Here is a 24,016-nt window from a genome sequence, read left to right as displayed (position 1 = left end):
TTTTCTTTTTTTGGAAGAACCGTGCAAATTTAACATTTATTTGCACGGTCGCCCATACCCGAAATCCCTTCGAATATGGACAAGGTGATTAACCTTCGCGGTGAATGCTTAATCCAGCAAACGTCTGGCTAACCGGCATCATCTCAAGCGTATTGATGTTGACGTGTTTAGGCAGTGTCGCCACCCACCAAACCGCTTCGGTCACATCTTCAGGGGTTAAAGCGTTGGCGTTTTCATAGGTTTTCTCGACTTTGCCGTCATCACCTTTGAAACGTACATTGGAAAACTCAGTACCGCCGACCAAACCAGGCTCGATATCCGTCACGCGGATTGCCGTCTTATGCAGATCGGTACGTAAGTTCAGGCTGAACTGGCGCACAAATGCTTTCGTGGCCCCGTACACGTTGCCACCAGCATATGGCCAGTTAGCCGCGGTAGAACCGATATTAATAATATGACCGCGATCACGCTCGACCATGCCAGGCAGCACGGCGCGCGTCATATACACGAGGCCTTTGTTGTTGGTATCAATCATCGTTTCCCAGTCATCCGGGTCCGCTTTATGAGCCGGTTCCATACCCAGCGCCAGGCCCGCATTATTCACCAGCACATCAATGTTGCGCCAGGCCGCCGGTAACTGTTCCATCGCCACTTCGATAGCCGCACGGTTACGCACATCAAGTTGCAGCGTAATGATGCTTTCACCCAGCTCATCTTTGAGCTCTTGCAGACGTTCCTGACGGCGTCCAGTAGCAATGACTTTATGACCCTGTTGTACGAAACGACGAGTAATACTCTCACCAAATCCGGAAGTTGCACCGGTCACCAAAATAATCATCTCACTGTTCCTCAAAGGTTTTTGTTTGGTAATACCTTAGCATGCTAAGGCAGTTAGTGATAATTCAACTTTGTGCTAAAAACGACGTTGCAAGGGCCTGCACGCTGCTGGTGCAGCGGTATCTGCCGTGTGCAACTTTCTGGTGCATGAGACCCCGCGGATTTTTGCATCCTCAACTAATAATACCAAAAGGCAACCGATTGCGACCAAAGGCAACCGATTGCCTTCTCTAAAGTTGCTTAAATGTTGCGCAGCAAAGGAAAATGTATTCTAAGCTACTGTTATAAAAAAGATTAAAGACAAACCTCAATGTGGCATCAACATTGCAATCATTAACTCATTCTTCACAAAACCATTACAGGCATGGCGATGACAGTTAATTACACGCAGGCGTTACGCGGCCAGTTCTTCGATATAACCCAAACCGGAACTCGTCCTGACGAGTTGCTGGCGAATGCGCGTCACCATGATGATGCGTTGTTATTTATTGATGGTGGTACGGTGGTGGCTTTGTTGCCATGGGAAGAAGGGCGCATGCATTTGCGTAGCGAAAGTGATTATCTCGATTATCGCGGCAAATTAATCATTCCCGGCTTTGTTGATACCCACCTGCATTATCCGCAAACAGAAATGATAGGCGCGTATGGCGAGCAGTTACTCGAATGGCTACAAACTTACACTTTCCCGGTTGAGAGCCAATATCAGGACAGTTCGTACGCCGCGAAAATGTCAGCATTTTTCCTTGGCCAACTGTTGAGCAACGGTACCACCACCGCATTGGTTTTTGGCACGGTTCATCCGCAGTCGGTGGAAGCGCTTTTCAGCGCGGCAGAACATCTTTCCATGCGCATCATTGCGGGCAAAGTGATGATGGATCGCAACGCGCCGGAATATCTTACCGAAACACCGGCGCAAAGTTATCAGCAAACGCGTGAGTTGATTCAGCGCTGGCATAAAAAAGGGCGCCTGAACTATGCGCTGACGCCGCGTTTTGCGCCGACATCTTCACCTGAATTACTCAAAGTGGTGCAGACACTGCGCGAAGAATTTCCCGATACCTGGCTGCATACCCATTTAAGTGAAAACAGTGCCGAAGTGGAATGGGTGAAAAACCTGTGGCCCGACTCTGAAAGCTATCTTGGCGTTTATCACCAGTACCAACTCACCGGAAAACGCAGCGTGTTTGCTCACGCCATCCATTTGCAAGAGTGTGAATGGGATTGCCTGCACCGCACTGAATCGGCCATCGCCTTTTGCCCAACCTCAAATCTGTTTCTCGGCAGCGGGCTGTTTAACCTCAAACAGTGCCATGAGCGGGGGATCCGCATGGGGATTGGTACCGACGTTGGCGCAGGCACCACCTTTAACATGCTACAAACCCTGGCCGAAGCGTACAAAGTTGCCCAACTGCAAGGATACCGTCTGTGCGCTAGCGAAGCGTTTTATCACGCCACATTGGGCGGTGCACACGTGCTGGATCTGGATGACAAAATCGGCAACTTCCTGCCCGGTAAAGAGGCGGATTTTGTGGTGCTGGACTTAGCCGTAACGCCATTGCAGAAACTGCGCTACGCCAACAGTCGGGATATTTATGAAAAGTTGTTCGTGCTGATGACGCTCGGCGATGACCGTAACATCTGGCACACCTGGGTAAACGGTAAATGCGTCTGGCAACGTGGCTCGCTGGAGGTCGCGGCATGATTCAATTTTTGCTCAATCAAACCTTAAAGACCCTTGATAACGTTGACCCAAATACCACGGTGCTGAACTGGCTGCGCGGCAGTGAACAGCGCTGTGGCAGCAAAGAAGGGTGCGCATCGGGTGATTGCGGGGCGTGTACGGTGGTGCTCGGCCAGGTTGATGGCGAGAAAATGCGCTATGACAGCGCCAATAGCTGCATCACGCTGGTCAGCCAGCTTGATGGCAAACAGTTGCTGACCGTGGAGGATTTAGCAGACGGCAGCAAGTTGCATCCGGTGCAGCAGGCGATGGCCGATTGCCACGCTTCGCAATGTGGTTTTTGTACCCCAGGTTTTGTGATGTCGGGATTCGCACTGCAAAAAGCGCATAGCCCGACTGACCGTCATGAAATAGAAAAACAACTCGCCGGAAACCTGTGCCGTTGTACGGGTTATCGGCCAATTATTCAGGCGATGCAGCAAAGTTGCGGTACGCGTACTGACCAGTTTACTCGCACTGAGATGCAAACTGTCGCACGCTTAAAGTCGCTGCAACAATCGCAGGTCGCCGAGGTTAGTAAATCCAACCGCTGCCTGTTGCCAAAGACCGTTGAGCAACTGGCATCGCTGTACCAGCAAAATCCGCAGGCTCGCTTGCTGGCTGGTGGTACCGATCTGGTGCTGACTATCACCCAGCAATTTCAGACACTGCCATTGATTATTGCACTCAATCAGGTGGATGAACTCAAAACGGTTTCCATCACCGACAGCCAAATTCGCATTGGGGCGATGGCAACATTGCAGGCGTGTCAGGAGGTTTTACAGCCAGTGATCCCGGCGTTTTCGCAGATGCTCGACCGCTTTGCCTCGCCGCAAATTCGCAATCACGCCACGCTTGCCGGAAATCTGGCAAACGCTTCGCCGATTGGCGATGGTGCGCCAATGCTGCTGGCGCTCGGTGCGCAACTGGAATTGCGCTGCGGTAACGAACTGCGCACGTTGCCGCTCGATGAATTCTTCCTCAGTTATCGCAAAACAGCTTTGCAACCTGGGGAATTTATCACTGCGGTGATTATTGAGCGGGCGGCAGTCTCCCCGACGTTTGCCGCATGGAAAATATCCAAACGGATGGATGACGATATTTCGACAGTCTTTGGCGCATTCAACCTGCATTTTTCCGCCGGAAAAGTGCAGAGCGCTCGGCTGGCTTTCGGTGGCATGGCTGCGGTTCCGGCGTGCGCAAAAAGGGCTGAAAACGCGCTGACAGGTTTGCCGCTCAACTCGCAATCACTGGCTCAGGCGTGTGCCGCGCTGGCCGAAGATTTCCAGCCGTTAAGTGATTTCCGTGGCAGCGGAGTCTATCGCCTGAAACTCGCGCAAAATCTGCTACGACGCCTGGTGCTACAACACGCCGAAACGGCTTACGCACTTGAGGTACAACATTATGTCAACTAATCCTGTGCGCCTGTCAGAACAGTCATTGATCGAGCAGTTTTCTCGCAAATTGCACGGTGGCGCAGGCGAAAGCCGCAAACATGAAAGCGCAGATAAACACGTCAGCGGTAAAGCGGAATACATTGATGACAAACTGACTTTGCCCGGCATGTTGCACTTATGCCCGGTTCTCAGCCAACACGCCCACGCGCGCATCCTCAATATTGATACTCGCGAATGTTACGCCATTCCCGGTGTAGTCCGCGTTTTTAGCTGGCAGGATGTTCCCGGCGAGCTGGATATTGGCCCGTTAGCGCCAGGCGACCCGCTATTTGCCCGCGACAAAGTTGAGTATCACGGCCAGGTTGTCCTCACGGTAGCCGCCGATACCCCAGAAGCCGCGCGTGCAGGCGCGCAAAAGATCGCTATCGAATATGACGTGCTTGAAGCGGTGCTGGATGTTGAAGAGGCATTACGTCGCGAACACTATGTTCAGGAACCGCACGTTCATCAACGCGGTGATGCTGATGCTGCGCTGGCAAGCGCTGCGCACCGCATTCAGGGGCAATTTCACATCGGTGGCCAGGAACACTTTTATCTTGAAGGGCAGATTGCAGTAGTCCAGCCTGGGGAAGATGGCTGTGTGATGGTCTGGTCGTCAACCCAGCATCCGACAGAAGTGCAAAAGCTGGTGGCTTCAGTGCTTGGCGTCACGATGAACAAAGTCACAGTAGATATGCGTCGCATGGGCGGTGGGTTTGGCGGCAAAGAAACCCAGGCGGCGGGTATTGCCTGCCACGCCGCGCTGGTAGCGGTATTAACTGGCCGCCCGGTAAAAATGCGTCTTGCACGCCGTGACGACATGCGTATTACCGGCAAACGGCATCCGTTTTTTGTGCGCTATGACGTGGGTTTCACCGATTCTGGCATGTTGAACGGAGTGGTTATCGATCTGGCGGCTAACTGCGGATATTCGCTGGATCTGTCAGGATCGATCTGCGATCGCGCTATGTTCCACGCCGACAACGCTTATTACCTCGGTGATGCGCGCGTGACTGGCTACCGTTGCCGCACCAATCTGGCATCGAATACCGCCTACCGTGGATTTGGCGGGCCGCAAGGTATGGTTGCCATCGAACAGATTATGGACCACATCGCACGGGAGCTTGGCCTTGATCCGCTGGAAGTGCGTAAACGTAACTACTATGGCGACACTGAACGCAATGTGACGCACTACCATCAAACGGTCGAACACAACATCATGACGGAAATTACCCGTCAGCTCGAGGCCAGCGCAGATTACGCAAAGCGCCGCACAGAAATCACGGATTTTAACCGCAGCAGCCCAATACTCAAACGCGGTCTGGCGCTGACGCCGGTAAAATTCGGCATCTCTTTTACCTCCAGTTTCCTCAACCAGGCTGGGGCATTGCTGCTGATTTACACCGATGGCACGGTGCAGCTCAACCACGGCGGCACAGAAATGGGCCAGGGGCTGAACACCAAAGTGGCGCAAGTGGTGGCGGAGGTGTTGCAAATCCCCGTCGAACAGATCCAGGTCACCGCAACCAACACCGGAAAAGTGCCGAATACCTCACCGACGGCGGCTTCATCGGGTGCCGATCTCAACGGTAAAGCGGCGGAAATTGCCGCACTGACCATTAAAGAGCGGCTGGTAGAAATGCTCTGTCGTTTACACGGTTGCGAAACCGAACAAGTGGAGTTTCGTAATGGCGTGGTGAAAGTCCCAGGGTGGCATTTTAGCTTTAGTGAAATCGCCAGTCTTGCCTGGCTGAACCAGGTCCCGCTGTCTGCCACCGGGTTCTACAAAGTACCGGGAATTCATTACGACCGTGCCGCCGGTCGTGGGCAGCCATTCTATTACTTCTCCTGGGGGGCGGCTTGTTCGGAAGTGATTATCGACACGCTGACCGGAGAGTACCGTCTGTTGCGTACCGACATTCTGCATGACGTTGGCAATTCGCTGAACCCGGCACTCGACATCGGGCAAATTGAAGGTGGTTTTGTACAAGGGGCAGGCTGGCTGACTTGCGAAGAGTTGGTCTGGGATGTCAAAGGACGGTTGCTGACCGACAGCCCGATGAGCTACAAAATACCGGCGATAAGCGATGCGCCAGCCGACTTACGGGTTAAGTTGCTGGAGAATTATGCCAACCCTCAGCACACCGTTTATCGTTCAAAAGCCGTCGGTGAACCGCCGTTTATGCTGGGAATATCCGTGTGGTGCGCCTTACAGGACGCCGTGGCAAGTGTCACTGATTACCTGAAACACCCAATGCTGGATGCGCCCGCCACGCCAGAACGCGTATTTTGGGGTTGTCAGGAGGCGCCATGAACGACGATGAATGGATCGCTATTTTGATGCAGTTGCGCGAGCGGCGCGAGCCTTGCGTGTTGTTGACTGTGTTGGCTGACAAAGGCTCGGTGCCGCGAAACTGTGGCACCAAAATGATTGTTGGCCGTGAACAGACGTTTCTGACTATCGGTGGCGGGCATCTGGAATATCAATCTATCGCCATGGCACGAGCGATGCTGGAGAAGCAAAGCACGATGCTGCATACCGAGCATTTTAATCTGGGCGCCAGGCTTGGGCAGTGTTGTGGCGGCATGACCACGGTGCTGTTTGAACCGTTGATTCAGGCACAACCGCAGATCACGGTATTTGGCGCAGGCCACGTCGGGCAGGCGCTGGTGGCGCTGTTATCAACGTTACCCTGTCACATTACCTGGGTTGATGAGCGCGCCGATTTATTTTCTGACGCCCCGCAAGGGGTGAAAACCGTTCACGCAGAAGACCCGCTGGATGCAGTTCACGCCGCACCTGCGCAGAGTTATTTTATCGTCATGACCCACAGCCATCCGCGGGATCTGGAGTTGACCGAAGCGATACTTAAGCGCGGTGATTACCGTTATCTCGGGTTAATTGGCTCGCAGACTAAACGCCAGCGCTTTGAGTATCGGCTGGCGGGAAAAGGCATCACGGTGGAACAACTCAGTACCTTACGTTGCCCGGTGGGGCTGCCGGATGTGAAAGGTAAACTGCCAGCCGAAATTGCTGTAGCCATCACCGCCGAAATAATTGCTGTGTATCAGGCGGCGAGTTGAGCCTGGCGGATGACGCTCACGCTTATCCGCCCTACAATCACTTAACTTTCTTCGTAGGGTGGATAAGCGTGAGCGTGTTCCACCTTCCTGCAGGACTTATTTCAGGAGTTCAGGATGCTGTCAGTTAATCCGTTTTACCGCATCAGTTTATTGCCGTATCAAGCCCCTCACTTTGATGACATCAAAGACAGTCACTATCGTCCTGCTTTTGACGAAGCGAAACGAATTAAGCGTGAAGAAATTGCGGCGATTGCCAACGAAACAGCGGCTCCAACGTTTGAAAATACCTATCTGGCGCTGGAAAAAACCGGCCACATGCTGGCGCGCGTTACTCAGGTTTTCTTTGCCATGACCGCGGCAAATACCAATGATTATCTGCAACAGCTCGATGAAGAGTTTGCCGCCGAGTTGGCCGAATTAGCCGATGAAATGCGCCTCAATAGCGCACTGTTTTCGCGTTTAAACAGTGTGTACCAGCGCCGTAATACGCTGGGGCTTGATGACGAATCCCTGCGTCTGGTTGAAGTGGTCTGGCAGAGTTTTACCCTGGCGGGATCCACCCTTAGCGACGATAAAAAAGCGCGCCTGAAAGTGCTGAATAAAGAAGCCGCACAGTTGAACAGCCAGTTTAATAATCGTCTGCACGCCGCTAATAAAGCGGCGGGGCTGGTGGTTGATGACGTACAGCAACTTGATGGATTAACTCCGGCAGAAATTGCTGCTGCCGCGCAACAGGCCAGTGCTAAAGGGCTGGAGGGGAAATACGTCATTCCTTTACTCAATTTCACCCAACAGCCCGCGCTGCAATCGCTGCGTGACAGACAAACGCGTGAAAAGCTGTTTAATGCTGGTTGGCAACGCACACAACATAACGATAGCAATGATACCAGGGCGATTGTGGCGCGCCTTGCAACCCTGCGCGCTGAACAGGCGCAACTGCTGGGTTTTGAAAGCTACGCGGCGTGGAAAATTGCCGACCAAATGGCAGAAACACCACAGGCAGCACTGCAATTTATGCGTGATATCGTGCCTGCGGCGACTGCCCGCGCGCAACGGGAACTGGCCGACATCCAGCAAGTTATCGATGCCCAGCAGGGCGGCTTTAAAGCAGAGGTCTGGGATTGGGCATTTTATGCCGAGCAAGTTCGACATGCGCAATACGACCTCGATGAAGCACAAATCAAACCTTATTTTGAACTCAACAACGTGCTAACCAATGGCGTCTTTTGGGCGGCGAGCCAGCTTTTCGGCCTGAAGTTTGTCGAACGTTTCGATATTCCGGTTTATCACGATGATGTACGCGTGTGGGAAATCTTCGATAACGACGGGCGTGGCATGGCGCTGTTCTATGGTGACTTTTTTGCCCGTGACAGCAAAGGCGGCGGGGCGTGGATGGGCAACTTTGTGGAACAATCCACGTTGCTGGAAAATGACCCGGTAATTTACAACGTCTGTAACTACAACAAACCTGCCAGCGGCGAAGCGGCACTGATTTCCTGGGATGATGTTGTGACATTGTTCCATGAGTTTGGCCATACCTTGCACGGGCTGTTTGCCACCCAGCGTTATGCAACACTTTCCGGTACCAATACGCCACGCGACTTTGTCGAGTTTCCATCGCAAATCAATGAACACTGGGCGCGCCAGCCGCAGGTTTTCGCCAACTATGCGCGCCATTATCAAACCAACGAACCGATGCCCGAGGCGCTGAAAGATAAATTATTCCGTGCCGCGCAATTCAATAAAGGCTACGACATGACGGAGTTACTCGCTGCCGCGTTGCTGGATATGAACTGGCACAGCTTGCCTGCGGGCAGTGAAATCGATGATGTCGCATGGTTTGAAAATCAGGCACTCGAAAAGGAACGGATTAATCTGGCTACGGTGCCACCACGTTATCGCAGCAGCTATTTTGCTCATATCTTTGGCGGGGGGTACGCCGCAGGTTATTACGCCTATATCTGGACGCAAATGCTGGCGGACGACGGTTATCAGTGGTTTGTCGAACAAGGCGGGCTGAGCGCGCAAAATGGCCAGCGTTTCCGCGATGCGATTTTGGCACAGGGCAACAGTCGCGAACTTAAAACCTTATACAGCGACTGGCGGGGACACGCGCCATATAGCGAACCGATGCTGAAAAACCGGGGGTTACAGGGTTAATACCTGGCGGGCAAATTATTCAGCGCTTTGAGAATGCCGTCTTCAATTTGCACGTAGTCACCTTGTTTTAACTGCGCAAGGATCTTCATCACCGAGCTACGAGACAAGTGCGTCCGGTCCATAATGTATTTGGCGGCGGACGTCTTGTCTCTGAGGCTTTCGGGTTCACGCATTAAGCCAAATAACTGGAAGCGCACAATTTCGTAGGCCGTCGGCGCAGTCAGTTTGACCTGAAGAAGGTAAATATTACTGGCAACTTTAGTCACGTGTTTCGCCATTAACTCCCAAAGATTGAGATCATCGACCAGTTTATGTGCATGTTCGGTGGTTATCGTTGCTATCTCGCACTCACTGAGTGTTTCAAGAAACAGTCCCGCTCCCGTTTTAGACAATAAATTAGTGATTCCGGCAATATTGGGCGTTGGCAGCAAGCTGAGCACAATTTCATCGATGTCGCGGCGAATGTGTACTAACCCCGATCGGATGAGATAACACATGTCGACGCCTTTCGCGGAGTAGTAAAGGCGACGGCGCGCCGGTACTTTCACATACGTGACATGGGGGCTGAGTTTTTCCACTAAATCGAGGGTGGCCTGAGAGCTCAGCAACTGTGTGTTTTGTTCTGCATTGTCACGGGGTTTCATAGCGACCAGCTTGGGTTAGCGCGGAATAGGGCGCGGTTTGCCTTCGGTATCAACTGCCACATAAATGAATATGGCTTCTGTTGCTTTATAACGCTGACCAATAGGTTCAGATGAGACTTTTTTAACCCACACTTCCACGTTAATGGTAATGGAGCTGGTTCCGCTTTTTACACATTTGGCGTAGCAACACACCACGTCACCCACCGCGACCGGCTTGAGGAATGTCATCCCATCCACACGAACCGTCACTACGCGACCTTTGGCGATTTCTTTGGCCTGAATTGCGCCACCCATATCCATTTGTGCCATCAACCAACCACCAAAGATATCGCCGTTGGCGTTAGTGTCTGCAGGCATTGCCATCGTACGTAATACCAATTCCCCTGAAGGAGTGTCTTGCTGAGTCATTTGTCTTCCTGAAAATTACTAAGGGTCAGTTACTATGTATCTTGCTATAGTTTAATAGCATCAGACAATTCAGTCACGAAGTAGCATTATTGACTTAAAGGCTTTGTTTTAAGACTGGCAAAATCGCGGTTTAATTGATACTACACAGTGGACAACATGAAGAAATTCGCACTTATTGCTCTTAGTCTTCTCACGCTATCCAGCCAGCCCAGTTTTGCGGGAAGCAAAACGCTGGTGGAATACGGCGTTGTTCAAAATAGCCAAATTATCACCACCCAGACTCATTCCAGACCATTGCGTACCATTGCAGCAGGTGCTGCAGGTGCCGCTATTGGTAACCAGTTCGGTGGTGGTTCCGGGAAAACTATTATGACCGCCACGGGGGCGGTTGCCGGGGTAGAAGCCTCACGCCACCGTCAAAGCCAGCAGCAGAACCCTCAACAGGTGAATTTGCAGATCAAGACTAATGGCGGGCAAATAATCCAGGTGGTACAGGATTATAACGGCAGCACCACCTTTAAACCTGGGGATAAGGTTCGCATCATGACTTCAGGTTCGAATACCACCGTGGATAAATCGGTGTAATTGTTCATTGCCAGAAATGAAAAAGCACACTTTTAAAGGTGTGCTTTTTTTTGCCTTAAAGCTTGAGAATTACTTCTCTTCTTGCGGCATATGCTTGTAGATATACACGCCGCTGAGCAGAGTAAACACCAGTGTGGCAGCTGTCAGTCCAAACACTTTAAAGTTGACCCACACGCTTTGTGGCAGCCAAAAAGCTACATAAATGTTCAGCGCACCGCAGGCGATAAAGAACAGTGCCCAGGCGATGTTCAGCCGCGACCATACCGTTTCTGGCAGCGAGATTTCTTTACCCAACATGCGTTGAATCAACGGTTTGCCCATGAAGAACTGGCTAATCAGCAACGCGGCAGCAAACAACCCGTAAATCACCGTCACTTTCCATTTGATAAATTCATCGTTATGGAAGAATAGCGTCAGGCCGCCGAATACAGCCACCATCAGGAAGGTGATCAGCGCCATTTTTTCCAGCTTGCGGAATTTGTACCAGCTGTACACCAGTGCAAAACCGGTGGCGACAATCAGCGCACCGGAAGCCACGTAGATATCGTACATTTTGTAGAATGCGAAGAAGACAATCAGGGGCAGGAAGTCGAGAAACTGCTTCATAATCTGTTCCGTAAAATGACTCCTGAGCGCCATGCTCAGGAGCAGGTGAAAGTTATTGGCGAACCAGCATATACAAACGGAATAAATAGATGAGCAACACCGCAGAAATAAGGTTGCTGATCGTATTTGCAATCACCGCGCCAACAGACGGTGAGAGTGCTGCAAATGAAGACGCGAGCATCAAAAGAGCAGTTTTCGCCAGTAACCAGCTAATCACCGCAGGTGCGACCAGACGCATATTTGCCCAGGCAAGACGCATGCTGCTGCGCAGTGACTGGAAAACACCCGCTTTATCCTGAACAACCATAACCGGTGCAAATGAAAGCAGAATCGCTAACAGCACACCCGGAACCACAATCAGCATAATGCCAATTTGCACCAGGAAAGTGGTCAGGAACATCAGAATAAAGATTTTTGGTAACACAGGCGCCGATGTGCCAATGGCGCGAAGGGCACTCACACGTTGTCCGGCACTGACCATCTGGATAAGTACAAGCACGCTACCTGCGAGGATAGCATTGCCGATCAGACCAGAAAATGTCGAAGCCGCAGAGGCTTTGAGTAGCACTTGCTGTTGCTCAGGCGTCATGTTCTGCACAAGGTCAAACAGCCCAACGCTATTGGCTAAATTATCTCCCTCACTAAGGATAGACATTTGCTCGTCGCTGGGTGAAAAGGCGTGACCGATCACAACCGAAATAAAAGCACAAAGCAACGCGATCAGTAAGACAGTAACAAACTGATTGCGTAGAAAATTCCCCGTGTCACGGTACACAGAACCCGCCGTGATAGACATGCACTCTCCTTGATGTTGCTCGGTTAAAAATCAGCGGCCAATTGTACCCTGGTTGAAGGGATGTGGCACCGACAAGATGTAAGCCTTGAGTAAGTTACTGTCAGTAAGAAAAATTGATCTGGAGTGGGTAAGTGGCATTTTAAGCAATATGCGGAAAAATTAATCCAGATCATTAAATGTTAAATTAGCCAGTGAAGTGTGATCGATGCTAGATCACTTTGTACTCATTAATGAGTATATTCAGCCCGCTGTTAAAACCATAACAAGGAGAGGGCTATGAAAAAACTGTCTGTGGCGTTACTCGCATTAACCTGTTTGTCAGGTGAAGCGCTGGCACATCAACAAGGTGAATTCTTCATGCGCGCCGGTTCTGCAACCGTGCGTCCAACGGAGGGTTCGGACAATGTGCTGGGAATGGGCGGGTTTAGCGTCAGCAACAATACCCAACTGGGACTGACATTTGATTACATGGTGACGGATAACATCGGTATCGAACTACTGGCCGCCACTCCATTTCGTCATCACGTTGGCTTAGGGCCAACGGGCGACATCGCAACCGTGAGCCAATTGCCGCCAACACTGATGGCGCAGTGGTACTTTGGTAATGCGCAAAGTAAAGTTCGCCCGTATGTCGGCGTGGGTATTAACTACACCACTTTCTTTGATGCTGATTTTAACCAGACCGGCAAAGATGCAGGCTTATCGGATTTGAGCGTTAAAGATTCGTGGGGTGTGGCAGGCCAGGTGGGGCTGGATTACATGATCAATGAAAACTGGCTGCTGAACATGTCGGTTTGGTACATGGATATCGACACTGAAGTGAAGTTTAAAGCCGGTGGCGAGCAGCAGAACATCAATACGCGTATCGATCCGTGGGTGTTTATGTTCTCGGCGGGTTATCGTTTCTAATGTTGTTGAGATAACAAAGGCCGGAATTGCTCCGGCCTCTGTGTTTGCTTATGCCGTGCGCGTCGCGGCTTTCAAGCTCTGCACAAAAGCTTTCAACTCGCTTAACATCACTTCCGGCTTATCAAGATTCTGCTCGATAATCTTCACAATGGCCGAACCTGAAATCGCCCCGGCAGCGCCCGCAGCAACCGCATCCTTAACTTGCGAAGGTTCAGAAATCCCAAAACCTTGCAGTGAAGGGGCTGCACCAAACTCAGCCAGCTTTTCCACCAGGTGATGAAGCGGCAATTGAGCGCGTGTTTCGGCACCGGTTACACCAGCACGAGACAACAGATAAGTATAACCGCGACCATGTGTGGCGATTTCACGCAGCAGCGCGTCATCGGCATTCGGTGGGCAAATGAAGATTGGCGCAACGTTGTGGCGCATGGCGGCCTGGCGGAAAGGCGCAGACTCTTCAATCGGCACATCGGCAATCAGCACCGAATCGACACCCACTTTGGCGCACAGTGCATAAAACTCATCAATGCCACGGTTAAACACCAGGTTGGCGTACATCAGTAAGCCAATTGGGATGGTTGGGTGTTTCTGGCGAATTACCGCCAGCATTTCAAAGCATTGTGTTGGGGTGACACCGGCGGCAAATGCACGCAGTGCGGCATTCTGAATGGTTGGGCCATCAGCTAACGGGTCAGAGAAAGGAATACCCAACTCCAGCGCGTCAGCACCCGCTTCAATCAACGTGTCGATGATCTTCAAAGACTGTTCTGGTGATGGATCACCCAGAGTCACGAAAGGAACAAATGCACCTTCGCGGCGTTCTTGTAACTGCTCAAATGCGTGTTGATAACGTTCCATTAGATTTCCCCTCGCGCTTTCAAAATGTCGTGAACGGTGAAGATGTCTTTGTCACCACGGCCAGAGAGGTTCACCACCAACAGTTGTTCTTTTTCTGGATTTTCTTTCATCATCTTCAGGGCGTGAGCCAGCGCGTGTGAAGATTCCAGTGCCGGGATAATCCCTTCTTTGAGACACAACGTTTTGAAGGCTTCCAGAGCTTCGTCATCGGTAATCGAAACATAATCTGCACGGCCAATGCTGTTGAGGTGTGCATGCTGCGGCCCGACAGACGGGAAGTCCAGACCGGCAGAGATGGAATACGACTCTTCGATTTGGCCTTCGTCGGTTTGCATCATCGGCGATTTCATACCGAAGTAAATCCCCACACGGCCATGTTTCAGTGGCGCGCCGTGTTCACCGCTTTCGATACCGTGACCCGCCGGTTCAACACCAATCAGGCCGACTTTAGGTTCGTTGATGAAATCAGCAAACATGCCGATGGCATTCGAACCACCGCCGACACAGGCGATAACCGCATCTGGCAGACGGCCTTCTTTTTCAAGGATCTGCGCTTTGGTTTCTTCGCCAATCATGCGCTGGAATTCACGCACGATAGTCGGGAATGGATGCGGGCCGGCTGCGGTGCCGAGCATATAGTGCGCGGTTTCGTAGCTGCCGGACCAATCGCGCAGCGCTTCGTTACACGCATCTTTCAATGTGGCGGAACCACTATGTACTGGGATGACTTCTGCACCCATCAAACGCATACGGAACACGTTTGGCGACTGGCGCTCAACGTCTTTTGCGCCCATGTAGATGCGGCATTTCAGGCCGAGCAGGGCGCTGGCTAAGGCTGATGCCACACCGTGTTGACCCGCACCGGTTTCGGCGATGATCTCAGTTTTGCCCATTTTCTTTGCCAGCAACGCCTGGCCGAGCACCTGGTTAGTTTTGTGCGCGCCGCCGTGCAGCAAATCTTCACGTTTTAAATAGAGGGTAGTTTTGGTGCCGGCTGTCAGGTTGCGGCACTTGGTCAGCGCTGTTGGACGGCCGGCGTAGTTTTTTAGCAGGTCGTTAAATTCAGCCTGAAATTCTGCATCGCTTTGTGCTGCTACAAACGCTTCTTCCAGTTGGCGCAGTGCAGGCATCAAAATTTGTGGCACGTACATGCCGCCAAACTCACCAAAATAGGGATTCAATAATGTCATGATATTTTCCTTAGTAAGCCCGCAGCGTCTGGAAGACGGCAGCCAGCTTGTTAGCATCTTTAATACCCGGTGCGCTTTCGACACCTGAGTTGAAATCTAAACCTACGCAGCCCGCTTTCGCTGCTTCTATGCAGTTATCCGCACCCAGTCCGCCAGCGAGAATCACGTTTTCCAGATTCTGGCCTGCAAGGAGTGACCAATCAAAACGTTGGCCGCTACCGCCCTGGCCGTTGTCGAACAGGTATTTATCGATATGGTTTAAATCACGAGCGGGCAGGCTTTCTTTGACACTTAACGCTTTCCAGATTTGGACACTTGCCGGAAGGGCTGCGCGAAGTTGGTCTATATAGGCCTGGTTTTCTTCGCCATGCAGCTGCACGGCGGCGAGATTAAATTGCTCTGCTTTTTGCACGACATTGTCAACTGGCGTGTCGCGGAACACTCCGACATATTTCAGCGGCGTTGCGGCAATAACTGCAGCGGCTGTTTCATCGCTGACAAAACGCGGTGATGCAGGCACAAAAATCAGGCCGCCATAAATTGCCCCGGCTTCGAAGGCGGCGCGGGCATCTTGCGGACGAGTCAGGCCACAGACTTTGTTTTCACCCAACGTTACACGGCGAACCGCAGCATTCAGGTCATCTTCACCCATCAGGGCCGAACCAATCAGGAAGCCGTTAGCAAAGTGGCTGAGTTCACGGATCTGGCCGTAGTTGCCGATCCCCGATTCGCTGATAACCGTCACACCGTGGCCTAAACGAGGCGCGAGTTGGCGAGTGCGGTTCAGGTCGATGGATAAATCGCGCAGGTCGCGGTTGTTGATACCGACAACTTTAGCTTTCAGCTCAATCGCACGTTCCAGCTCTTCTTCATTACTCACTTCTGTCAGCACGCCCATATTCAGGCTATGCGCAACAGCAGCAAGCTGGCGATACTGTTCGTCATCGAGCACCGACAACATCAGCAGACAAGCATCGGCCTGATAAAAACGCGCCAGCAGAATCTGATAGGCGTCGATAATAAAGTCTTTGCACAACACCGGTTGCGTGACGATGTTGCTGACAATGGGCAGGAAATCAAAACTGCCCTGGAAGTATTTCTCGTCTGTCAGTACCGAGATAGCAGACGCGTAGTGCTTATAGACGTTGGCAATGCGTGCCGGGTCAAAATCATCACGGATCACGCCTTTGGACGGAGACGCTTTTTTGCACTCCAGAATAAAGGCAGTTCGGGCACCTTGCAGTGCGTGATAAAAGTTGCGTGTCGCCGGCACAATGTTGTTCTGGAAACTTGCCAGGGGTTGTTGTTGCTTGCGTGCTTCAACCCAGATCGCCTTATCATCGACGATTTTCTTTAATACGGTTTCCTGCATGACTTATCCTCTTCCGGCCAGTGCTGTAACCCGGTCATATGCCGCGCCGCTGCGCAACACTTCCAGCACTCGTTGTGCGTTCGCTTTTAGATCTTCTTGCCCATGCAGACGCATTAACATAGCGACGTTCGCGGCTACTGCAGACTCATGAGCAGTCTCTCCTTTACCTTGTAACAGGCGGGTGAGAATGTCACGATTTTCTTCTGGCGTACCGCCTGCCAGCTGATCCTGATGATAAGCTGGCAGGCCAAAGTCGGTGGCTTCCAGTTGGTAGCTTTTGATCTCGCCATCGTGAAGTTCGGCAACCTGAGTGGTGGCATGCAGAGAAACTTCATCCATACCGCCGCTGTGTACCACTGCCGCACGTTTGTATCCCAGCACACGCAACGTTTCTGCAATCGGCAACACCAGTTCCGCACTGTAGACACCAATCAGCGCCATCTGTGGATGTGCGGGGTTAATCAACGGCCCAAGCACATTGAACAAGGTGCGCGTTTTTAGCTGCTGGCGCACAGGCATCGCGTGGCGAAAACCAGTGTGGTATTTCGGTGCAAACAGGAAGCAGACGCCCAAATCGTCAAGGGCTTTACGCGACGATTCGGCACTCATTTCCAGGTTAATACCGAAGGCGGCCAGTAAATCCGACGAGCCAGATTTGCTGGAAACGCTGCGATTACCGTGTTTGGCTACTTTCAGCCCAACCGCGGCGGCAACAAAGGCGCTGGCGGTGGAAATATTGATGCTGTTACTGCCATCGCCACCGGTACCGACGATGTCAGCAAACGGATAGTCCGGGCTTGGGAACGGTGCTGCGGCTTCCAGCAACGCGGTGGCTGCACCAGCGATTTCATTCGGATGTTCACCACGTACTTTCATACTGACCAGCGCCGCCGCCAGTTGTTCAGGTTTCAACTCGCCACGCACAATGGCGGCAAACAGCTGGTGGCTCTCTTCGCGGCTCAGGGTTTGCGCCTGGTAAAGCTTGTCGAGAATAGGTTGCAGCGTGTTGGCTTGTTTTAATTTCAGCAGCGCCCAGTCGAGAGTTTGTTCAAGCAAACGTGCACCATGGGTGGTCAGAATGGATTCCGGATGGAACTGGAAACCACACACCCGATCTGCATCGTGGCGAACCGCCATCACCATGCCCTCAAAATGGGCGTTAATGGTTAAACCCGCCGGAATATTGCTGCCAACTAGTGAGTGATAACGGGCTACAGGAAGCGGGTTAGGCAAACCGGCAAACATCGCCTCGCCATCGTGAGAAATAATCGACGCTTTGCCATGCAGAATTTCACCTGCCTGACCGACATAACCGCCGTAAGCTTCAACAATCGCCTGGTGGCCCAGGCAAATACCAATAATCGGTAATTTGCCACGCAGACGCGTTAACAGTTCAGGCATACAACCTGCTTCGCTTGGCGCACCAGGGCCTGGCGAAAGCATCAGCACCGGGTTGTCCATGGTCGCCAGACGTTCAATTAAAGTCTGTGCAGGAACGTGATTGCGGTAAATAACCACATTGTGACCATTGGCACGCAGCTGATCGGCAAGGTTATAGGTGAACGAGTCGATGTTATCGAGCAGCAGAATGTCAGCCATCAGAAAATCTCCTGTGCGTGATGCGCGGTAGCAATGGCGCGCAGTACAGCGCGGGCTTTGTTGCGGGTTTCATCGGCTTCAGATTGCGGCACAGAGTCCAGAACCACGCCAGCCCCGGCCTGAACGGTGGCGATGCCATTTTCAACGTAGGCGGAGCGAATGACGATGCAGGTATCCAAATCACCATGGGCGGTGAAGTAACCCACTGCACCACCATAACTGCCACGACGTACGCCTTCGGCTTTGGCAATCAACTGCATCGCACGAACTTTTGGCGCACCGCTTAACGTGCCCATATTCATGCAGGCGCGGTAAGCGTGTAGAACATCGAGATCTTTATGTAGTTCGCCAACCACACGCGAAACCAGGTGCATCACAAAGGAATAACGGTCGACTTTAGTTAAGTCTGCAACATAACGGCTGCCAGGCGTGCAAATACGCGCCAGGTCGTTACGCGCTAAATCAACCAGCATCAGGTGCTCGGACATCTCTTTATGGTCGGTACGCATTTCCAGTTCAATGCGGCTATCGAGATCGCGGTCAAGCGTTCCGTCTGCACGGCGGCCACGCGGGCGAGTCCCGGCAATCGGGTAGATTTCAATCTGGCGCGAAGTGGCATCATATTTGAGCGAGCTTTCCGGTGAGGCACCAAACAGGGTGAAGTCGTTATCCTGCATGAAGAACATGTACGGGCTTGGATTGCTCTTTTTCAGTGTCTGATAAGCGGCGAGCGGAGACGGGCAAGGCAGTGAAAAACGGCGCGATGGTACGACCTGGAATATCTCACCGATGCGAATTGCTTTCTGCATCTTACGAACCACGTCGCCAAATTCTTCATCGCTTTGGCTGCATTCGCAGGTCATGTGTTCCACTTTTTGTACCGGCAATGCAGCTGGTTCTTGCTCCATTTGTTTAATCAGCTGCGCAGTGCGCTGAAGCAAACGCTGTTTTTCTGCGGCTGATGGGGTAAACAAGCTCGCCTGGATGCGGGTGTGTTTTTTCTGATGGTCAATAACCAGCAGAGTTTCAGCCAGATAAAAACAGTAGTCAGGGCAACGGTTGTCTTGCACCAGTTCTGGTAAATCTTCAAAACCCGCGACCAGGTCATAGGCAAACAGGCCGCCGAAGAACATCGCTTCGCGCTCATTGACCGGCACAGTAACCAGTTGCTGCATTAAACGGAAAGCATCGAACACTGACAGCGAACACAGACGCGCATCTTCATCCAGCAGGGAACTAACAACCGGGAAGCGCAGAACTCGGCCCTGCGGAGAGTGTGTGTTTTCAACACCCGCAGGCAGCGCGGCATCAAGCAGGGGTAGCAGTGAGGCACCGTTGTCTGAAAGCGCATGAATGGTGACAGTGTCACCTAATGCAGTAATGCGCAGCGCGCTGTCAACTAACAGCAGGCTTTTCAAATCGTCTTTACTATCGATATCTGCCGATTCCAGCAACAACGTTGCCGGACGCGCTCCGCACAGCTGATGGAAAACTGCGCCAGGGTTATCGCGATAGGGCGCTTCATTAACCAAGAGTTCGAGCGCTGGTTTTTGTGTTTGCATGTTCTGCTCTCATATTTTGTTCAAAAAAAAGCCCGCTTTGTTGGCGGGCCTGGTATCTGGGCTGAATTACAGCCATAGCGATTACACTGCCCGTTATCAGGAAGTACGCCACCAGCTGTGCATGCGGATTATCGCTTTCATTTTCAGATACCTTTATCGTGTGAACTTGCGTACTAGTTAACTAGTTCGATGATTCAAAGTCAATAGCGATTTTTAGTTATCGATAAAATCGCTATGATGAGCGGCGTTTTTTAAGTTTACTAACACACCCGGAGCCATTTTGAGCGAAACCACACTTGCGGTGATTTACGACTTACATAGCCATACCACCGCGTCAGATGGCCTGTTAACGCCCGAGGCGTTGGTGCAACGTGCTGTCGATATGCGTGTTGGTATTCTGGCAATCACCGACCATGACACAGTAGCCGGAATTGCCGCGGCAAGGGAAGCAGTATCACGTCTGCAATTGCCATTGCGTTTAATCAGTGGTGTTGAGATTTCCACCCTCTGGGAAAATCATGAAATCCATATCGTTGGGTTAGGTGTTGATGAACATCACCCGGCACTGGCGGAATTTTTGGCGCAACAAAGTGAGCGCCGTGTACAACGTGCGGCGTTGATCGCCGAACGGCTTGAAAAAGCACATATCCCCGGTGCGTTAGAAGGCGCGATGCGCCATGCCAACGGCGGGGAAGTCACGCGTGGGCATTTTGCACGTTACCTGGTGGAGTGCGGTAAAGCCAAGACCATGGCGGACGTGTTTAAGAAATATCTCGCAAAAGGGAAAACCGGTTACGTTCCGCCACAGTGGTGTACAATAGAACAAGCTATTGATGTGATTCATCATTCTGGCGGGCAGGCGGTTCTGGCACATCCAGGCCGTTATGACCTGACGGCTAAATGGCTGAAAAGATTGCTGGCGCAGTTTGCCGAAAGTGGTGGCGATGCCATGGAAGTCGCGCAGTGTCAGCAAGCCCCCAATGAGCGCACCCAGCTTGCCAGTTATGCCCAGCAGTTTAATTTGTTGGCATCACAGGGCTCAGATTTCCATATGCCGTGTGCGTGGATTGAGCTAGGACGCAAGCTTTGGCTCCCGGCAGGTGTGGTGCCTGTCTGGCAGAATTGGGGTGGCGGCCACATCGCAAAAGAGAGGGTTTTATGAGTCAATTTTTCTATATTCACCCGGATAACCCACAGCAGCGCCTGATCAACCAGGCGGTTGAAATTGTTCGCAAGGGCGGCGTGATTGTTTACCCAACCGACTCGGGTTATGCGCTGGGCTGTAAACTTGAAGATAAAACGGCAATGGAGCGTATTTGCCGCATTCGTCAATTACCCGACGGGCACAATTTTACCTTGATGTGCCGTGATTTGTCGGAGCTTTCAACTTACGCATTTGTTGATAACGTGGCGTTTCGCTTAATCAAAAATAACACGCCAGGTAATTACACTTTTATTCTCAAAGGCACCAAAGAAGTTCCGCGTCGTTTGTTGCAGGAAAAACGCAAAACCATCGGTTTGCGAGTGCCGTCGAATCCGATTGCCTTAGCCTTGCTGGAAGTCCTGGACGAGCCGATGTTATCAACATCGCTGATGCTGCCGGGCAGTGAGTTTACGGAGTCAGATCCGGAAGAAATCAAAGACCGCCTGGAGAAGGTTGTCGATCTGGTTATCCACGGTGGTTATCTTGGCCAGCAACCGACAACCGTGGTTGATTTAACGGATGATGCACCAGTGGTTATTCGTGAAGGCGTGGGCGACGCAAAACCTTTCTTATAAGTGCATCTACAGCTATACTGTCCGGCCTAAAATGGGGCTGATGTGCCCCATTATCCCAATTCGACGCCTGTGAAGGCGACACCCGAGGAAGCTCAATGAGCGATAAGAGCGAAAAGTTACAAAAAGTCCTGGCTCGCGCCGGCCACGGTTCACGCCGTGAAATTGAAACCATTATCTCCGCAGGCCGCGTTAGCGTTGATGGCAAAATTGCCAAGCTGGGCGACCGTGTTGAAGTGACTCAGGCCCTGAAAATCCGTATTGATGGTCACCTGATCTCTATTAAAGAATCCGCAGAACAGATTTGTCGCGTGCTGGCTTACTATAAGCCGGAAGGCGAATTGTGTACGCGTAACGATCCGGAAGGGCGTCCAACTGTATTTGACCGTTTACCAAAACTGCGCGGTGCGCGCTGGATTGCGGTCGGTCGTCTGGATGTGAACACCTGCGGTCTGCTGCTTTTCACGACGGATGGTGAGCTGGCAAACCGCCTGATGCACCCAAGCCGTGAAGTAGAGCGTGAGTATGCAGTGCGTGTCTTCGGCGAAATTGACGACGACAAAGTGAAGCAACTGGGTCGTGGTGTGCAGCTTGAAGATGGCCCAGCCGCATTTAAAACCATCAAGTTTACCGGTGGCGAAGGCATTAACCAATGGTACAACGTGACCCTGACCGAAGGCCGCAACCGTGAAGTGCGTCGCCTGTGGGAAGCGGTAGGTGTGCAGGTTAGCCGCTTGATCCGTGTGCGTTACGGTGACATTCAGTTGCCGAAAGGCTTGCCACGTGGCGGCTATACTGAACTCGACCTGGGCCCAACCAACTACCTGCGTAAGCTGGTAGAGTTGCCGGAAGAGACAGAAAGCAAAGTGGCGGTTGAAAAAGACCGTCGTCGCATGAAGGCGAACCAGATTCGTCGTGCGGTGAAACGCCACACGCAAACCACTGGCGGCGGCCGCCGTGGTGGACGCAGCAGCTAAAATATCAAACCCCTCAACTGAGGGGTTTTTTACTAATAGTCGATACCTATCTGTGCTTTAACACCCGCATCAAAAGCATGTTTCACCGGCCTCAATTCACTCACCGTATCCGCCACTTCAAGAATATCCCGATGACACCCACGGCCAGTAATAATCACGGTCTGGTTCTCAGGACGCTGTGTCAGCGCGGCCAGCACCTCTTCTAGCGGTAAATAATCGTATGCCACCATATAGGTTATTTCGTCGAGGATAACCATATCCAGTGCGCTATCGGCGAGCATACGCTTTGCGTGTTGCCACACTTCCTGGCAGGCGGCGGTATCCGTTTCGCGGTTTTGCGTGTCCCAGGTAAAACCTGTCGCCATTACCTGAAATTCGACACCGGCAGGTTCGAGTAAATTACGCTCCCCATTCGGCCATTGACCTTTGATAAACTGAATGACGCCCACTTTTTGTCCGTGCCCAACTGCGCGGGTGGCGGTGCCAAATGCTGCGGTAGTTTTACCTTTACCGTTTCCGGTAAAGACAATCAAAATACCGCGTTCTTCTTGCGCTGCTGCAACACGGGCATCCACTTTTTCTTTCTGGCGCTGCTGGCGTTGTTGATAACGATCTTCACTCATTCGGAAATTCCTGGTTTACGGTTGGGTTGCGCGTCAAAGCTCATACCTGTTTTACGGCGACTATCATCACCCATCAGCCATAAATAAAGCGGCATTAAATCCCGCGGTGTTTTAAGCTTTTCGGGGTCTTCAGTTGGAAATGCACTGGCGCGCATGGCGGTGCGCGTCCCGCCTGGATTAATGCAATTTACGCGTAGGTTATGCTGTTTATATTCCTCAGCCAACACCTGCATCATGCCCTCAGTGGCGAATTTTGACACCGCGTATGCCCCCCAACCCGCACGACCCTGACGGCCAACACTGGAGCTGGTAAACACCAGCGAACCTGAATCTGACTTCAGTAATAAAGGAAGCAGGGCCTGGGTCAGAAAGAAGGTGACGTTGACATTCACCTGCATGACGTTGTGCCACGTTTGCGGATCTTGTTCGTCCATTGGCCGAACATCGCCGAGAATCCCTGCATTGTGTAATACCCCATCCAGACGAGGAGTGAGCCCGGAAAGTTTTTGCGCCAGATGCTGGCAATCTGCAGGTGTAGCGGTGGCAAAATCCAGCACGAACCAGTGTGGCTGGCCACCGAAGCGGGTGTTAATCTCCTGGGCTGTGGTGCGTAATTTTTCTTCATTACGCCCCAACAACACGAGGCTTGCCCCATAACGCGCATAGGTTAAGGCGGCTTCACGCCCGATGCCATCGCTGGCACCGGTGACTAAAATGATGCGGTTTTGCAGTAAATCAGTTTTCGGTTGATAGTGCACTTTCAACTCCTCGCGCGATGCAAAGCTCGCGTCTTAATTCTCAGAAATGCCTGGGTTTATTTGGCCTTCAGGCTTTATGCCTGAAAGAGGCGGTTATTTCAATCAGGCAACAGGAG

The 24,016-nt window shown here is 52.0% G+C and carries 22 protein-coding genes and 1 other annotated feature; of the genes, 10 read left to right on the top strand and 12 right to left on the bottom strand.

Going from position 1 to position 24,016, the window contains the following annotated elements:
- Positions 1–88 precede the first annotated feature (88 nt).
- Positions 89–838, bottom strand: a complete 750-nt coding sequence (gene ydfG, locus EC843_RS02530) for a bifunctional NADP-dependent 3-hydroxy acid dehydrogenase/3-hydroxypropionate dehydrogenase YdfG (protein ID WP_064546315.1) — start codon at positions 836–838, stop codon at positions 89–91.
- Positions 839–1,207: 369 nt separating this feature from the next.
- Between ydfG and guaD the strand changes: the two genes are divergently transcribed.
- The 5 genes from guaD to dcp all read left to right on the top strand — a co-directional run bounded on the left by guaD (position 1,208) and on the right by dcp (position 9,237).
- Positions 1,208–2,539, top strand: a complete 1,332-nt coding sequence (gene guaD / locus EC843_RS02525; protein ID WP_133521549.1) for a guanine deaminase — start codon at positions 1,208–1,210, stop codon at positions 2,537–2,539.
- Positions 2,536–3,972 (top strand): xanthine dehydrogenase small subunit, encoded by a 1,437-nt coding sequence (xdhA, locus tag EC843_RS02520; RefSeq protein ID WP_133521548.1) that lies wholly within the window; start codon positions 2,536–2,538, stop codon positions 3,970–3,972. The genes guaD and xdhA overlap by 4 nt, the downstream gene beginning before the upstream one ends.
- On the top strand, positions 3,962–6,307 hold the full coding sequence (gene xdhB / locus EC843_RS02515; protein WP_133521547.1) for a xanthine dehydrogenase molybdopterin binding subunit: 2,346 nt from the start codon (positions 3,962–3,964) through the stop codon (positions 6,305–6,307). Before xdhA ends, xdhB begins: the two co-directional genes overlap by 11 nt.
- Positions 6,304–7,077, top strand: coding sequence for a xanthine dehydrogenase accessory protein XdhC (gene xdhC, locus EC843_RS02510; RefSeq protein WP_133521546.1), 774 nt, complete (start codon positions 6,304–6,306; stop codon positions 7,075–7,077). The genes xdhB and xdhC overlap by 4 nt, the downstream gene beginning before the upstream one ends.
- 114 nt (positions 7,078–7,191) lie before the next feature.
- The gene (gene dcp / locus EC843_RS02505) at positions 7,192–9,237 is read left to right on the top strand and encodes a peptidyl-dipeptidase Dcp (protein WP_133521545.1); all 2,046 of its coding nucleotides are present in this window, start codon (positions 7,192–7,194) and stop codon (positions 9,235–9,237) included.
- On the opposite strand, the gene EC843_RS02500 is transcribed toward dcp, so the two are convergent.
- Positions 9,234–9,881, bottom strand: a complete 648-nt coding sequence (locus EC843_RS02500; RefSeq protein WP_133521544.1) for a winged helix-turn-helix transcriptional regulator — start codon at positions 9,879–9,881, stop codon at positions 9,234–9,236. The genes dcp and EC843_RS02500 overlap by 4 nt on opposite strands.
- 15 nt (positions 9,882–9,896) lie before the next feature.
- Complete coding sequence (gene yciA, locus EC843_RS02495; protein ID WP_064546327.1) at positions 9,897–10,289, bottom strand: acyl-CoA thioester hydrolase YciA; 393 nt, start codon at positions 10,287–10,289, stop codon at positions 9,897–9,899.
- A gap of 156 nt (positions 10,290–10,445) precedes the next feature.
- Here yciA and EC843_RS02490 point away from each other — a divergent pair, with 156 nt between their 5' ends.
- Positions 10,446–10,874 carry a hypothetical protein gene (locus EC843_RS02490; RefSeq protein ID WP_064546328.1) on the top strand — a complete coding sequence of 143 codons (429 nt, stop codon included), beginning with the start codon at positions 10,446–10,448 and terminating at the stop codon, positions 10,872–10,874.
- 69 nt (positions 10,875–10,943) lie between these two features.
- On the opposite strand, the gene EC843_RS02485 is transcribed toward EC843_RS02490, so the two are convergent.
- Entirely contained in the window at positions 10,944–11,480 is a 537-nt protein-coding gene (locus EC843_RS02485) for a septation protein A (RefSeq protein WP_064546329.1), read from the bottom strand.
- A gap of 52 nt (positions 11,481–11,532) precedes the next feature.
- Positions 11,533–12,276, bottom strand: coding sequence for a YciC family protein (locus EC843_RS02480; protein ID WP_064546330.1), 744 nt, complete (start codon positions 12,274–12,276; stop codon positions 11,533–11,535).
- Between the two features lie 276 nt (positions 12,277–12,552).
- Between EC843_RS02480 and ompW the strand changes: the two genes are divergently transcribed.
- A complete protein-coding gene (gene ompW / locus EC843_RS02475) occupies positions 12,553–13,185 on the top strand; it encodes an outer membrane protein OmpW (protein ID WP_064546332.1) in 633 nt (210 codons plus the stop codon).
- A 48-nt stretch (positions 13,186–13,233) separates the two neighbouring features.
- Here the strand turns inward: ompW and trpA are convergent, their stop codons facing one another.
- The 5 genes from trpA to EC843_RS02450 are packed head-to-tail and all read right to left on the bottom strand — an operon-like array spanning position 13,234 to position 19,766.
- Positions 13,234–14,043 (bottom strand): tryptophan synthase subunit alpha, encoded by an 810-nt coding sequence (gene trpA, locus EC843_RS02470; RefSeq protein WP_064546333.1) that lies wholly within the window; start codon positions 14,041–14,043, stop codon positions 13,234–13,236.
- Positions 14,043–15,236 (bottom strand): tryptophan synthase subunit beta, encoded by a 1,194-nt coding sequence (trpB, locus tag EC843_RS02465; protein ID WP_064546573.1) that lies wholly within the window; start codon positions 15,234–15,236, stop codon positions 14,043–14,045. The genes trpA and trpB overlap by 1 nt, the downstream gene beginning before the upstream one ends.
- Before the next feature lie 7 nt (positions 15,237–15,243).
- Positions 15,244–16,605 (bottom strand): bifunctional indole-3-glycerol-phosphate synthase TrpC/phosphoribosylanthranilate isomerase TrpF, encoded by a 1,362-nt coding sequence (gene trpCF, locus EC843_RS02460; protein WP_133521543.1) that lies wholly within the window; start codon positions 16,603–16,605, stop codon positions 15,244–15,246.
- A 3-nt stretch (positions 16,606–16,608) separates the two neighbouring features.
- Positions 16,609–18,204, bottom strand: a complete 1,596-nt coding sequence (gene trpD / locus EC843_RS02455; protein ID WP_121813566.1) for a bifunctional anthranilate synthase glutamate amidotransferase component TrpG/anthranilate phosphoribosyltransferase TrpD — start codon at positions 18,202–18,204, stop codon at positions 16,609–16,611.
- A complete protein-coding gene (locus tag EC843_RS02450; protein WP_133521542.1) occupies positions 18,204–19,766 on the bottom strand; it encodes an anthranilate synthase component 1 in 1,563 nt (520 codons plus the stop codon). Before EC843_RS02450 ends, trpD begins: the two co-directional genes overlap by 1 nt.
- A 22-nt stretch (positions 19,767–19,788) precedes the next feature.
- Positions 19,789–19,886, bottom strand: a sequence feature (Trp leader region).
- Positions 19,887–20,046: 160 nt separating this feature from the next.
- On the opposite strand from EC843_RS02450, the gene EC843_RS02445 reads away from it, so the two are divergent.
- The 3 genes from EC843_RS02445 (at position 20,047) to rluB (ending at position 22,519) form a co-directional block, all read left to right on the top strand.
- Positions 20,047–20,928, top strand: coding sequence for a PHP domain-containing protein (locus tag EC843_RS02445; RefSeq protein ID WP_133521541.1), 882 nt, complete (start codon positions 20,047–20,049; stop codon positions 20,926–20,928).
- Positions 20,925–21,545, top strand: a complete 621-nt coding sequence (locus EC843_RS02440) for an L-threonylcarbamoyladenylate synthase (RefSeq protein ID WP_064546346.1) — start codon at positions 20,925–20,927, stop codon at positions 21,543–21,545. The genes EC843_RS02445 and EC843_RS02440 overlap by 4 nt, the downstream gene beginning before the upstream one ends.
- A gap of 95 nt (positions 21,546–21,640) precedes the next feature.
- On the top strand, positions 21,641–22,519 hold the full coding sequence (rluB, locus tag EC843_RS02435; RefSeq protein ID WP_064546347.1) for a 23S rRNA pseudouridine(2605) synthase RluB: 879 nt from the start codon (positions 21,641–21,643) through the stop codon (positions 22,517–22,519).
- A gap of 32 nt (positions 22,520–22,551) precedes the next feature.
- On the opposite strand, the gene cobO is transcribed toward rluB, so the two are convergent.
- Together cobO and EC843_RS02425 are read right to left on the bottom strand one after the other, a co-directional pair.
- Positions 22,552–23,142 carry a cob(I)yrinic acid a,c-diamide adenosyltransferase gene (cobO, locus tag EC843_RS02430; protein WP_064546349.1) on the bottom strand — a complete coding sequence of 197 codons (591 nt, stop codon included), beginning with the start codon at positions 23,140–23,142 and terminating at the stop codon, positions 22,552–22,554.
- A complete protein-coding gene (locus tag EC843_RS02425; protein WP_133521540.1) occupies positions 23,139–23,900 on the bottom strand; it encodes a YciK family oxidoreductase in 762 nt (253 codons plus the stop codon). Before EC843_RS02425 ends, cobO begins: the two co-directional genes overlap by 4 nt.
- Positions 23,901–24,016 lie beyond the last annotated feature (116 nt).

The sequence above is a fragment of the Buttiauxella sp. JUb87 genome, from assembly GCF_004361975.1.
Classification (GTDB): domain Bacteria; phylum Pseudomonadota; class Gammaproteobacteria; order Enterobacterales; family Enterobacteriaceae; genus Buttiauxella; species Buttiauxella ferragutiae.
Note: the sequence above shows the minus strand (reverse complement) of the source record. Positions and strands in the feature narration are given on the sequence as shown.